Consider the following 12,311-nt stretch of genomic DNA (forward strand, 5'->3'; position numbering starts at 1 on the left):
GCGCCGCGGCATCTATTTAATTTCGGCGGCAACCGGAAGATTATGAGCCGCCCCGCCTGCGTCCAGGCGGCTTATTCAATGCCGGGCTTAGTGCGAAGAGGCGCCCGGCGCTCAGACGCGGCGTCCCTTGCAGAATATCCATCCGAACATTCTGTCACCGGCGCGGACAATGCCGTCGCCAATGTGTCTGACGGTACGTCCCGTGCAATCCAACGCCGAGGCGGTCCTCGTTTCCCAGCGTTTGAAGTGCAGGCAGTGCGCCTCGGAAACGGCCGGAAGCGCGACAAGGGCGGCGAAGCCAGCAGCGGCGGCAAACGATATACGCTTTGACATTCGAGAAACTCCTCAAATTATGCTGAATATGCGTATTTCACAATTCCAATTGCGCATCTAATACCGTTTATTTTCGCGCGTCTGCGCCATAAGTATGAATTGGTTATTTCCATTATTATTATCGAATCGAGTTGGGATAGACGCGAGGTTATTTGACCGCCCATGGATCGTGGCGTCGGCCTTGGCGTCGACCAGCGATCTGGATCCTGAGATGTCTTACCGCGAGATGGTCATCTCCGGACGCCCTGAAAGCTGCGCACGACGCTTCGTCGAACTCTATGGCGGACTTGGCATAACCTAACTCAATGCTTTGAGCGCGTTCTTCGGATTCTTGCCGCCTGAGCTTTTGAATCGTTCGCTTACTCCTCTCAGCCGCGAAGTCCGGCCGCGTGTCGAGCAAGCGCTTGAAGCGGATGGACGTACAGCGCGATATACCATCTGATGGTTCTCTCGGCAGGGATCGATGTCGAATGCGTCTCACTCGCCGGAGGCCGGGACGCTTTCTTTCCCGATTGACGAGTCAGATTCTCAGTTGCGGCGGCGTGCTTTTTGTCTTGTCTTGTGCCGCGTTACTTCGGCTTGGAGGGCTGTTCGACCGGCAAGCCCGCTTCTTTCCATGCCTTGAAGCCACCTTCAATATGCATGACGGGGCTTAATCCCATGTCTTGCAAAGTGGCCGTGGCAAGGCTCGATCGCCATGCGGAGGCGCAATAAAGTACGAATTCCTTGCCCGATCCGAATATGCCTTTGTAGTAGGGGCTATCCGGATCTACCCAGAACTCCAACATCCCGCGCGGCGCATGGAATGCACCCGGGATCATGCCATCCCGCTCCAGCTCCCGCGCGTCGCGGATGTCTATGAAGCTGACATTGGGGTCCTCGAACTTCGCTTTCGCCTCATCGAGGGTCAGCGTTCGTATTCGAACTCGAGCTTCCGTGATTAATTGTTTGTATCCTTTAGTAATGGGCATGTTCCTGCTCGTTCGTCGAAAGTTTCCGTTACCCAATGAAATGCTCATCCTGCCTTCGCGTCCAGTCCTTGAATGGAGGTGTGCTCCGTCTGTAGCAGTGCGCTTCCTGGACAGCGGATGGCAATATATTTCGGACGCTGAGGATAAATTATTCCATTGAATTTCCTGTATTTTGGCGTGTGCGGTTCAGCAATACTGAGATCCCGCAACTTGTTAAACATTTATTCTAGAAGTATGTTCCAGCATCCTGACCTAAACGATCTTAGGACTTTTGCGATGCGACTTACTCTCCATGCTGATTATTCTTTGCGCGTGCTGATGTATGCGGGATTGAAGGGCGATGAGCTTTCCACGATTGCGGAGATCTCCGAGTGCTTCGATATTTCGAAAAGTCATGTGATGAAAGTTGTGCACGAGCTTGGTCAACTCGGATATATCGAGACGGTGCAAGGCAAGAACGGCGGCTTCCGGCTGCTGCGAAAGCCAAATCAAATCAACATTGGTGCGGTGATTCGCGATACTGAGCAGGAGCTCGGAGTAATCGGGTGCCTTCAACAGGGCAACTATTGCCGCATTCAGCCTGCTTGCGTACTTCGGAAGGCGCTGGCCGAGGCAATGCAAGCTTTTCTGGCTGTTCTCGACGATTATTCGTTGGAGGACCTGATCCGGCCCGGCCGCCCTCTCTACAAGCTTCTTGATCTCGATGTCCCGACGGCATTCAACCGCGCATAGGAAGTGGTTGTCGGTGAAGACCGCTTGCGATCCAATAACATTCAATCGGTTTGAATGTTAGGGGCTGCGATAGCAGGGGCTTGGAATTTTGAAATGTGGGTCGCTCAAGGATTGGCGATCGCGGTCTTGATGTTCAGCAATGAAGCCGATCCTGAAATGGGGCATGGTGATAAGGTCCTCGTTCGCTGATCGGGGATTAGAGGGACGACGAGGTCTGGGATGCATTAGCGTGCATTCCAGGCCCTTGTGCTATTCGGCGAGGCTCTCGGTTTATTTAAGAGATGTTAGCTCGTAGCTGAGCATTTCGGTCGGTCGATCGGAGTTATTATCGCGCCGAAAATATTTTAACCGAAATTCCACTGCTCACTCCTAGAGTTGCCATGGTTTTCTCGCACGCCAAGGTCCAGCGTACCCGTGAAGGTGTGTACGATGCTTTGGGGGAAGGGGCGGCCGCTCGCCGCCCAAAACAGTTTCGCTGGGGGCGATCATCATGCGCTGCGAGCCGGAGTGCTTGCAGCGGTGTTATTTTTATGTCCGCATTTCTCTCTTCCAGCTGTCGCCAAGACGCCGGGTGCAAAATACTGCTTCAGCGGATGGTGTCATCGCGTCGGTACTCTTCGACAAACGGAAAGTCTGGTCGGCTGGCGCGGCTATCTGCTGGCCTCCTATTACGATGACTGCAGCCGCGATCGTCTCAACCCGTGCGGGTTGACGAGTTCGGGAACTGTCTTTCGCCCCGATCTTCCGGACAATGCTGCAAGTCCGCTCTTTCCTGACGGGACCGTTATCCTGGCCTACAATCCGAGATCCGGAGGCGCCTCCATCCTGCGCATAACCAATGCGGGCCCTTACAGCGGACAGCGCAAGCTCGATGTATCGCGCGCCGCTGCGGAAAGCCTCGGGTTCCGGGATGAAGGCGTCGCGCATCTTGTTGTCAGCGTATTGAAGGCGCCGACGGCCAAGGAAGCGACCTACGCCTGGCGCCGCGTTTATCCAAGGGTACCAGGTTATCTCGGCCGCTTCGGTAATTTCGATCTGGCTTACGCCGCGGGGTTACAAAAGCTCGATCTGGACGAACCGCGTGCGACCGATGCCGAGCTTTTTGCTCCGGACACGCCTTCTCCTGGTGAAGATCAGTCCGGGGAGGAGCTGGTTTTAAAGCCTCGGCCGGCGGTGTCGCCGTATTTGGCTCGCGAGCTCGTCATGCTGAAGATATTGCCGCGGCCGGTCCGGCGCGCTCCGCCAATGGGGGCGGACCCTGAGGCTCAAACTGCCGATGCCGGAGTGCCGCCGTTAACGGCTATCGACTTTGGATTCGGCTTGCGTAAATTCATTGGTGCTCCGCGGCTTGCGGCTACCGGCACCAAATAAAAGCGACGATAGGGCAGGCGCCACCGCACGCGTCGCGAATAAAAGACCTGGCTCAATGCGGTGATCTGATCGGCGCCTGCGAAGCGTTCGGAAGATGCGCCTTGAACATTTCCTCGGCAAGGACTGCGGCCCGCTTCGGCGGACGTACGGCAAGCGTCGGAAGCTTGACCAGCACCGGCTCTGCGAGGCTTGACGCGTCGTCCGGCGATGCAGAGTGCTGGTGCTGCGCCAGATATTTTATCGGTGGTTTTCCTGCCGCCGGTGGTTTCGGCGCTGCCTTGCGCTGTTCCTCCAAGGTTGCGGTTCCGGTTTCGCCATCGTCGCGCTGCCAGAATATCCGCTGTCCGTCCCGTTGAATGGCCAAGCAGTGCTGTTCGCCGCTGAACCAGCGAAACCACTTGTAGCAAATGCGATCTTCTGCGAGCCAGTAACGGCCTCTGTCCTTTTGAGATCCGAGATAGGATGCCAATTGGCCTGCGTCTCCCGACATGAGGCCGTTGTCGTCAAATTTGATCGGGACCACCGTTCCGAGCGGGGTGTCGAGCTTCAGAACCGACCCTGGCAGCGTCGCCTTGATTGCGTCCGCGTTCAACTGGACCGGCTCTGCGGCGACAGCGTTAGCCCTCAATACGCAAGATACAATAGCAATAAAACGTAGAGTATTACGCACGACGAAGTCCCCGAAGCCCCGATCTACTTCCGGGATAAGTGTGGCGCCATCAAGATCGGCCGTTGTTCTCCGGCTTAACACTTCTGCCAATCCAGTTTTCTGGTCTCGACTGCGCCCAAGGCGCTCGATGAGCCGCAAATCCTGAATGGTATATTCAACTCACACGCTTTAAAACTTGATGAAATGCAAACTAAGTCGGAAAGGCTTTTTTTCTCTTAAAGGCGGGGCGACCTGAGGCCAGGGCAGGTCAGTGCACCTCTGGCCGGAACAATAAGCAAAGATGCTGCAATCGAAGCGGGGATTTTGTGTCGAATTTCATAGTTCGAAATTGGCGAGGTGAGTGCCCTTTTGGGGTCAGCCTTCTCGCTTGGACGATTGCTCTTCCATTGCTCGTCTACTTTGCCGTGACGCTTTGGGTAACGCAATGGTCGCTGCAAGACACGCCCGTCTCGAGGATGGCTCAGGGAGCCACCGGATTTCTACTTATCGGCACCGTCGCCATCTGGCAGCTCGTCGGCATGTGGCGGGCCAGCACGCGTGAGAGAAACGACGGCAGGCGTTGGATCACGCGGTGGCTTGCGCGTGCTGTCTCCGCCCTCGTGGGAGTGACGGGCTTTCTTTTACTTATGCCTTTTCCCGGCGGCATGATGTCTCTCTATCGAGACGCAACGGATCAGGATTGGGTCGGACTTCAGGGCCATATAGTCTCGATCGACGATACGAATCTCCGGATCACCGGCTATTTGGCGTGGGGCGTTCTCGGCGAAGTCTCTCGCGCGCTCACGGCAAATTCCGACATCCGGACGGTCGTTTTGAACAGCCCGGGCGGCCACGTGGGCGTTGGTACGCGGCTATATGACGAAATCAGATCGCGCGGTCTTGATACATATGCCGCCGAGTTTTGCGCGAGCGCCTGTACGCTCGCGTTTCTCGGCGGCACTCGCCGCATTGTACGCCCAGGCGCCAAGCTCGGCTTTCATGCCGTAGGCGGGGAGAGCGCCAACTCGATCGGTGCAGGCACCGATAAAATACGGTCATTGTTTCAGGCCGCCGACATCCCGGAACCCTTCATTCAGCGTGTGTTTGCGACACCGTCGAATAGCGCATGGTATCCCGACCAAAAGGAGCTGATCGGCGCGCATGTGGTGACAGACGTCGTTCGTTGATGGGTGCGATTGCGCGCCCTATTTCAGTCCGCTGAAACGGGGAAGCTCGCGAACACCTCGAAGTTCGTCTATTTTTCCGTCGGTCGGCACTTGGCGCCGTTGGCTTCTGCAGTTTCGATCAGATCTTTGGACGTTGCGATGATCGCGCTGATCTTCCCGCGCGCCAGGGCAAAGGGAGCGCTGCCGACGTCATAGTCACGAATAGGCTCGGCCCCGAGAGTCTCGGCAAGCGCGCAGCCGGTGTCGGAATAGCAGGCTACCGTCGTGTCTGGCCCCGGCGGATCATCTTTGGGATTGGTGCAAATAATTTCGGCGGCATTTTCCGCAGCAACGGTTGGTTGGATAACGGCCATGCCGGCGCCCAACATCAGGATGCAGATGACTGCTCTCATAACTTCACCTTGAGGTTCGGGGCAAAAGATGAACCTAGGGCGCTACATAAAAATAGCTCTCGCTGCGCCGAGAAGGTTAGCTGCCTTCGACGATCTTCTCGATCTGAAAAAGCGGTTTGTATTTACGGGCGATAATCGTCACGCGCGCCCCAATCGGCACCGTCGGATAACCCCTCGTAACCAGGGGAACAGTCACGCCGCTGTCGGTGATCAGTTCACCATAATCGGTGCGCCACACCTTGATAACGCCGGAAAAGATTTGCGCCTCATCTTCGAGCGGTCCGCGATTTCCCATTGCCCCATCCTCTTGCCGAACGACAGTGCAACCCGCTCCGGGCGCACATGGTCTAACCTATTTGGTGGCGATCTTGAACCTTGTTGGGGGCTGAGGTCTGCTTACTCAAACTCAGTAGCAGTAGCAGCCCCGGCACGCTCACAATCGGGTCGCGTAAAGCGAGCGGGGCCGCACAGACGGCGGTCTGCGCAGAGATTTCGGAGATTTGAGAAAAAAGCAGCGTAAATCGTAGTGCATGTGTGGGTACCTCGCGGCGCGATCCGGTCGCGCATTCCGCTAGGAGCAAGGCACGAGCGCCTGCAGTCCCATTTTGACATTTCATCGTTGAGGCGTGCGGTGCAGAGCCTGCGGTCGCCCGCCTCGAGCGACGACATAACTTGCCGAGAACATCAAAGGCAACAGCAAAACGCAGATTGCTTCGTCATCGCGGCTGCTGCGCTGAATGAAAATTTCGCGTAACGCCGCTGCGAACCGGTGCCGGTCACGGGGGCGTATGAGAATCCGGACGCCTATCCGGCGACAGGAAAGGGTGTCTTCATTCGATTTGGCAATTGAGATGCACGCCCGGACCGCGGGTGCTCTTGTTTGGCTAGGAATGACACCGTAGAAAGATGAGAGCGTCGTCACGTTTCCGGCTTGACGAGAGAAAAGAGAAAGGAGCGCGCATGCATGATAGTTTCGCTCGCTTTTCGGGAGGCACGATTGTCATGATCGTACTGGTTGCGGCTCTCAGCATCATGGGGAGCTGGGCGTTTGCCTGCGCGGCGCCACTTGCGGCGGTCGCAGCGCTGGCCGGGTTCGCGATGAGCCGGAAGACGGGCTTGACGCTCGTCGTTACCGCTTGGCTGTCAAATCAGATCGTTGGTTTCGGATTTCTCCATTACCCGCAAACCTTCGACACATTTGCGTGGGGAGCTGCGATCGGCATTTCGGCAATCGTTGCGTTTCTCGCTGTCCACGCGGCGGTGGGGCGCTTGCAAAGCCAATCGCCGATTCTGACGCTCCCTCTCACGTTCGTTGTGGCCTTCGCCGTTTACCAGCTCGTTCTGTTCGTGGCGGGGTATCCGCTCGAAGGTTCTGAAGCAACGCTTTCGGGCGATATCGTTGCGCGCGTCTTCGAAGTCAACCTCGCGTCATTTGCCGGACTGTTGCTCTTGCAGTGGGCTTGGGGCAGCTTCGTTCGTCCGGTAAGCTCCACCAGGCATGCCTGAGCGCGGCAAGGTTCATTGCGGGCAACCGATTATCCAGTGACCTTAGATCGGGCACCGCGTCACCTCGTGCGCTGGAGCCGGAGGACGCCTTGAAGTCGGAATACCGCGACTTACTGATTGCTCGGAATATTGCGCTGCAATAAATGGGGTTTTTGGGACTTCGCGACGAATCCCGGCGTGCTGGCCGCATAAATGGTGTCAATCAATGACCGCCAGCCTCGAATCGTTGGATATTGCGCGCCAGCGAACACGTTGCGCGCTTCCAGAACGGTCACATGCAGCCACGTTGATCGCCGCGAACCCGTCGCGGTTGGCAGAGGTCAAAAGGACCGCATCATGGCTATCCAGCTCTTCGTTCCGACGTTCGATGTCGAGGCTTGCCTCGACGAGATTCGCGAATGTCTGGAAAAAGGATGGACTGGCGCCGGTTTCAAAACGATCGAGTTCGAAGAGGCGTGGAAAGATTACACCGGCCTTCCGCATGCCCATTTTCTCAATTCGGCGACGAGCGGCCTGCATCTCGCTCTTGACATCTACAAGGAGCTGTACGGCTGGGAGGATGGTGACGAGGTTCTCACCACACCGATCACGTTCGTATCGACCAATCACGCGATTTTGCATGCGAACTTGAAACCGGTCTTCGTCGACGTTGACGAGTTCCTGTGTCTCGATCCAGACGACGTCGAGCGCAAGATAACGCCGCGGACGCGCGCAATCGTTTTCGTAGGGCTCGGAGGAAACACGGGGCAGCTCGCCCGTATCCATGACATCTGTCATCGCAACGAGCTGATCTTCGTCCTCGATGCGGCGCACATGGCGGGAACGAAGCGCGACGGCAAAACGCCAAGCGGAGACGTAACCGTTCACTCCTTCCAGGCGGTCAAGAATTTGCCGACTGCCGACGCGGGCATGATCTGCTTTGCTGACGGCGGGCTCGATGCAGTGGCGCGCAGAAAGAGCTGGCTCGGCATTAACAAGGATACCTATGCGCGAGCCGCTGATGCCTCAGCCTACAAATGGCAGTACGAGGTCCAGTCCGTCGGATATAAATATCATGGCAATTCGATCATGGCCGCGATCGCACTGGCGCAATTGCCCCATCTCGACGCGCACAATGCGCGCCGCCGCGCGATCGGGGTTCTCTACGACAAGGGCTTTGCCGGCCATCCGCACATTGCAACCGTGCCAACGGCGCCCGGGTGTTGCTCGTCACGCCATCTCTATCAGATCATGGTGCAAGATCGCGAAAAGCTCATCGCCGATTTGAATGCGCGAGGCATCAATACCGGCGTTCATTATCGGAACAATCTCGAATATCCGATGTTTGCAGATCAGCATGCCGCATGTCCGAAGGCTGCCGAGCTATCGCAACGGGTCCTGTCTCTCCCTCTCCATCCGCAACTTTCCGATAACGATGTTGCTCGTGTGATCGAGGCCGTTTGCGCTTGCGTCGAAGAACGAAAGAGCCTTGCGAACGCGTGAGATCATCGGACGTTGGCGGCATTTGCGCACGGCGCTGGGCATCGCGAGATTAAGACTATGGCGAAACCGGTCATCCCAGCAGAGCTTCTTAGCGACGCCGCTGTTCATTTGACGCCGATCGGTGTCGATGATCTCGAATTGATGCGGACGTGGCGCAATCGGGATGAAATTCGGGTTTGGTTCAACGACGGCCGGCTGATCGAAGCGCAACAACAGCAGGCATGGTATCGCGCGTATCTCGAAAACCCGGCCGATCTGATGTTCATCGTCCGGCGCACTGCCGACATGAAGCCGGTGGGCACCATCGCTCTCTACCGAATTGATCACGATGCGAAACGCGCCGAGGTCGGCCGCCTGATCATCGCGGAGGGAAAAGGCGAGGGCCTAGGGTACGCGGCCACGTCTCGGGCTTGCCTAATAGCTTTTGAATGCCTCGGGATTAGGACGCTCGAACTCGATGTCAAGCGCGCCAACGTGGCGGCGCGCCGTATTTATGCGGCCCTCGGCTTCAAGTCGCTTCCAGATGCCGGGCAAGAGGCCATCAAGATGCAGCTTCTTCCTCATCACTTTGTTTCTGCGGTGCGAAGCGAAGCCTGATCGCACGTGACGGCAACCGGCTTTTGGCCCGCACGGCGGCAAGGCATTGGCAGATCCCGAAAGTTCACCCTTGCAGAACGCCAGCCATTCCTTTTGACTGCTGTTTATGATTGGCCGAAGATAGAAAAGACGACATCCGGAATTCCCACCGCACGACTAGGCAACTCAAGCTACAGCATTCAATGCCGCTTGGTGACGTTGCTTCAGGCGACGGCCTTCCTTGCGGAATATTCAGGAGGCTTCGAATGACAAGGCTCACCACGAGCGAGTTTCTTATCGGCATTCTGGCGATTGGATATTTCGCCATTGTCCAACCCGTCCCAGCAGTCGCCCAATCGATAGATGAAACCGCGTCCGTTTGCGCCGGTTGCCATGGCGACAAGGGCGTTCCGATAGACAAGACGATCCCGAACATCTGGGGGCAGAACCGGTTATATCTCTTGAACCAACTTCACGACTTCAAGGTTGGTCATCGCAAGAACGAGCAGATGGCCCCCATTGTCGAGCCGCTCAGCAAGACGGACATCGAAGCCCTCGCGACGTATTTCTCGAAAAAGCCGTGGCCGGATTTGCAGCAGCCGGCCGCATCCGATGACGTCAAGGCCAAGGCGCGTGCAGTTCTCGACTCGTTGAATTGCAGAGGCTGTCACCAGGAGCACTATCAGGGCGATACGGCTAGGCCGCGTCTCGCCGGCCAGCAGGACGAATACCTGACCAAGACGATGACCGATTTCCACGCTGGCGACCGCAAGACCTATATGGGTATGGTCGCCTTGATGAAGTCCATAGATGAAGCGGACATCAAAGCGCTCGGCGCGTATCTGGCAGGTTTCAAGATACCCGGCCATCCCTGATAAGGTGCGCACCGCGCTCTCAACCGCAGAGTCTTATGTTCGATCCGCGCACACACCGTTATGCGCAATTCGAGATTTCGATTGATTGCAGGCCTGCCGTGAATTCGAAACGGCGGGCCTTTTTTTCGCCAGGAATTTTCTGACTCCTTCTTTGCCAGCGGGATATCGACACCGGAAAATGGCACGGAAGGTTCGTCATGTCGGTTCCGTATCGCTCCTCGGCCTTTGAGCCTCACACCGCATGTGATGCGGATGACTTCTACGAAAGCGAATTCGAGCTGTCGGCCGGCGACAGAATCGGCGGGCCGGCCTCGCGCGCCAATGACATGCTCGCTTGGTGCGCCGCGATTGCGATTGTGGTCGGTGGCGGCTGGATCATGCTTCATGACGATGGAGCCTTGCTCGCGCGTTTGCCGAAGCTGACGGCAGGCGTATCGGACTTCATCCGCCAAAGTGCGGGGACGTCGACTCCATCGGCATCGCCAAACGAAGGCGTATCCGCCGGAGCTCCCTACACAGCGCCGGCGGCCGAGCCGCCGCAAGATCAGGCGACACCGCCACCACTGCCGGTGGCAACATCCATCCCCGAGCCTCCAGCGATAAAGTCCGAGGATCCGCCGGCGACCAAGTCCGAGTCGGCCGACGCAAGCACCGATGACGGAACTCAGGACGCAGCAGCACCGTCGGCGAAACAGGTTAGCACACCGCCACGTGATCCCTACCAGGCGCGCGCAGAAGCTGCGGGGCTCAATCCAGGCATCTCACATGCTCTGCTGATGCGCTTTTCGTCGACCGATTTTCGCAACGCCCGAGTCGCAATCGAAAGCGCCGTCGCCAAAACGCCGGATAATGGAGTCTTCATCTGGCCGCGACAGAGAAAACCCGGAGAAGCGCTGTTCAAGGTGCACTTCGTGGAAGGCGCAGGGCCCGATTGCCGGAGATACGTCGTCAGTGTGACAATGAATAATTGGACGACGACGGCATTGCCGATGGAAAAATGCGGCGTTCCTCGTGTCGTGTCGCGAACAACGGAAGCACGGGATACACGAAAACGCGCAACGCCTTAAGTCAATCCCGGCGCCGCGCGTTTCCCGAATCGCAATTGCTCTGATGTCAGAGCTTGCAGAGGGTCGCCGACCCGCGGCATTCCCAGCCGATCGCAGAGCCCGGAGTGCAACGATACGAGCGCTTACCGAACGTGTAGCCCGGTGTCGTTCCGCTCGAGATGTACGTGAAGTAGATGCTCCAATCGGTAGCCTGCAAGAGCATCGCGTCGACCTGGAACTTTGCCAGATCTTGTGTCAGCGCATCGCCGACCGCGGCTTTTTTGAAGCATGACTTAGCCTCTGCCGGAGTGCCCGCGAAAATCCCCGCGAGAAGACCGGCCGCCATCATGAGAGGAATATTGCGCATAAGCTGAATCCCCATAAGTTTGCGCGATAGTTTCGAGACGCTGAACCTGCCACACGAGTTTGGCTACGACAGAATCAATTTTGTCCGATTGTGCAGATTTCCGCTGCATCGCGACTTTGGTGCATCGCACGAAGGCGCTTTGTGCTGATCGGCCGTCAGCCCTTGGGCTTCTGCAGGATGATCCGGCCACGCGCTTTGGTGCGCTTCTTCGCCGTTCCCGTTCCGGGTGCCGTAGTCGACACTGTGGGAATAACTACGGGCGCCGGCGGAGCAGGCGTTGGGACAAGCGGCGTCAGCCCGGCCCTTCCGAGGCCCACTGCGCCTGCCGTACCGCTGCCCATCCAGCCGGAATCCGGCGTGATCAGCGGATCGGGTCTCAGAGTCGGGCCCAGCCTGTTGACAGGTGCCGAAACGACGCCTAGCCCTCGCACGCGCGGCCCGGATGCAGACTCATAGGCCGATGCGGATGATGAAAAAGGCAGCACGTTCAGTGCAACGGCGGCAATCGTGAAACAGGCGGATCGCACCGGATAACGGCGGAGAAACGGGCATACGAACAATTTGCCGGTGTGAGGCATGTCCGAGGTCCTTGGCTCAAACGTCGCGGTCGGCGGCGCAACCAAGAACCAAGCTCTGCGCGGAAATGCCTGCCGTCAACGATATTCGTCGCTGCATTGCAATGGGCGGTTGGAGCGCGTGCATATTGGCATCGGTTACGAATTTTCAACCTGGACTGAGGACCTGATTTTTCGGGGTGCGGATGCGCGCTACTATGTTTTCAACGAAGATCGTTGCTGCTGAAGATCTCAGCGGTTCTGGCCGAT

At 57.4% G+C, this 12,311-nt stretch carries 15 protein-coding genes; 8 read left to right on the plus strand and 7 right to left on the minus strand.

What is annotated here, in order from left to right:
- Nucleotides 1–111: 111 nt before the first annotated feature.
- Nucleotides 112–333 (minus strand): hypothetical protein, encoded by a 222-nt coding sequence (locus tag HYPDE_RS04990; RefSeq protein ID WP_041320009.1) that lies wholly within the window; start codon nucleotides 331–333, stop codon nucleotides 112–114.
- Between the two features lie 569 nt (nucleotides 334–902).
- A complete protein-coding gene (locus HYPDE_RS04995) occupies nucleotides 903–1,304 on the minus strand; it encodes a rhodanese-like domain-containing protein (RefSeq protein WP_015597294.1) in 402 nt (133 codons plus the stop codon).
- Between the two features lie 276 nt (nucleotides 1,305–1,580).
- On the opposite strand from HYPDE_RS04995, the gene HYPDE_RS05000 reads away from it, so the two are divergent.
- On the plus strand, nucleotides 1,581–2,036 hold the full coding sequence (locus HYPDE_RS05000) for an Rrf2 family transcriptional regulator (protein ID WP_041320011.1): 456 nt from the start codon (nucleotides 1,581–1,583) through the stop codon (nucleotides 2,034–2,036).
- Nucleotides 2,037–2,465: 429 nt separating this feature from the next.
- Nucleotides 2,466–3,407 carry an RlpA-like double-psi beta-barrel domain-containing protein gene (locus HYPDE_RS05005; protein ID WP_015597296.1) on the plus strand — a complete coding sequence of 314 codons (942 nt, stop codon included), beginning with the start codon at nucleotides 2,466–2,468 and terminating at the stop codon, nucleotides 3,405–3,407.
- Between the two features lie 52 nt (nucleotides 3,408–3,459).
- Here the strand turns inward: HYPDE_RS05005 and HYPDE_RS05010 are convergent, their stop codons facing one another.
- A complete protein-coding gene (locus tag HYPDE_RS05010; RefSeq protein ID WP_015597297.1) occupies nucleotides 3,460–3,999 on the minus strand; it encodes a hypothetical protein in 540 nt (179 codons plus the stop codon).
- 464 nt (nucleotides 4,000–4,463) lie between these two features.
- Here HYPDE_RS05010 and HYPDE_RS05015 point away from each other — a divergent pair, with 464 nt between their 5' ends.
- Nucleotides 4,464–5,243 (plus strand): hypothetical protein, encoded by a 780-nt coding sequence (locus HYPDE_RS05015; protein ID WP_015597298.1) that lies wholly within the window; start codon nucleotides 4,464–4,466, stop codon nucleotides 5,241–5,243.
- Between the two features lie 68 nt (nucleotides 5,244–5,311).
- Here the strand turns inward: HYPDE_RS05015 and HYPDE_RS05020 are convergent, their stop codons facing one another.
- Both HYPDE_RS05020 and HYPDE_RS05025 read right to left on the minus strand, forming a co-directional pair.
- A complete protein-coding gene (locus HYPDE_RS05020; RefSeq protein WP_144061206.1) occupies nucleotides 5,312–5,635 on the minus strand; it encodes a hypothetical protein in 324 nt (107 codons plus the stop codon).
- Nucleotides 5,636–5,711: 76 nt separating this feature from the next.
- Nucleotides 5,712–5,930 carry a hypothetical protein gene (locus HYPDE_RS05025; RefSeq protein ID WP_015597300.1) on the minus strand — a complete coding sequence of 73 codons (219 nt, stop codon included), beginning with the start codon at nucleotides 5,928–5,930 and terminating at the stop codon, nucleotides 5,712–5,714.
- Nucleotides 5,931–6,595: 665 nt separating this feature from the next.
- Here HYPDE_RS05025 and HYPDE_RS05030 point away from each other — a divergent pair.
- From HYPDE_RS05030 to HYPDE_RS05055, 5 genes are all read left to right on the plus strand, one after another.
- Nucleotides 6,596–7,141, plus strand: coding sequence for a hypothetical protein (locus tag HYPDE_RS05030; RefSeq protein WP_015597303.1), 546 nt, complete (start codon nucleotides 6,596–6,598; stop codon nucleotides 7,139–7,141).
- 336 nt (nucleotides 7,142–7,477) lie between these two features.
- The gene (locus tag HYPDE_RS05035; RefSeq protein WP_041320883.1) at nucleotides 7,478–8,623 is read left to right on the plus strand and encodes a DegT/DnrJ/EryC1/StrS family aminotransferase; all 1,146 of its coding nucleotides are present in this window, start codon (nucleotides 7,478–7,480) and stop codon (nucleotides 8,621–8,623) included.
- A 57-nt stretch (nucleotides 8,624–8,680) separates the two neighbouring features.
- Nucleotides 8,681–9,220, plus strand: coding sequence for a GNAT family N-acetyltransferase (locus HYPDE_RS05040; protein WP_144061207.1), 540 nt, complete (start codon nucleotides 8,681–8,683; stop codon nucleotides 9,218–9,220).
- A 245-nt stretch (nucleotides 9,221–9,465) separates the two neighbouring features.
- Nucleotides 9,466–10,074 (plus strand): c-type cytochrome, encoded by a 609-nt coding sequence (locus HYPDE_RS05050; RefSeq protein WP_015597307.1) that lies wholly within the window; start codon nucleotides 9,466–9,468, stop codon nucleotides 10,072–10,074.
- A 197-nt stretch (nucleotides 10,075–10,271) separates the two neighbouring features.
- The gene (locus HYPDE_RS05055; RefSeq protein ID WP_015597308.1) at nucleotides 10,272–11,141 is read left to right on the plus strand and encodes a hypothetical protein; all 870 of its coding nucleotides are present in this window, start codon (nucleotides 10,272–10,274) and stop codon (nucleotides 11,139–11,141) included.
- A gap of 46 nt (nucleotides 11,142–11,187) precedes the next feature.
- On the opposite strand, the gene HYPDE_RS05060 is transcribed toward HYPDE_RS05055, so the two are convergent.
- Nucleotides 11,188–11,487, minus strand: a complete 300-nt coding sequence (locus HYPDE_RS05060) for a hypothetical protein (protein WP_041320884.1) — start codon at nucleotides 11,485–11,487, stop codon at nucleotides 11,188–11,190.
- 155 nt (nucleotides 11,488–11,642) lie between these two features.
- Entirely contained in the window at nucleotides 11,643–12,065 is a 423-nt protein-coding gene (locus tag HYPDE_RS05065; protein ID WP_015597310.1) for a hypothetical protein, read from the minus strand.
- Nucleotides 12,066–12,311 lie beyond the last annotated feature (246 nt).

Source organism: Hyphomicrobium denitrificans 1NES1 (assembly GCF_000230975.2).
Taxonomy (GTDB): domain Bacteria; phylum Pseudomonadota; class Alphaproteobacteria; order Rhizobiales; family Hyphomicrobiaceae; genus Hyphomicrobium_B; species Hyphomicrobium_B denitrificans_A.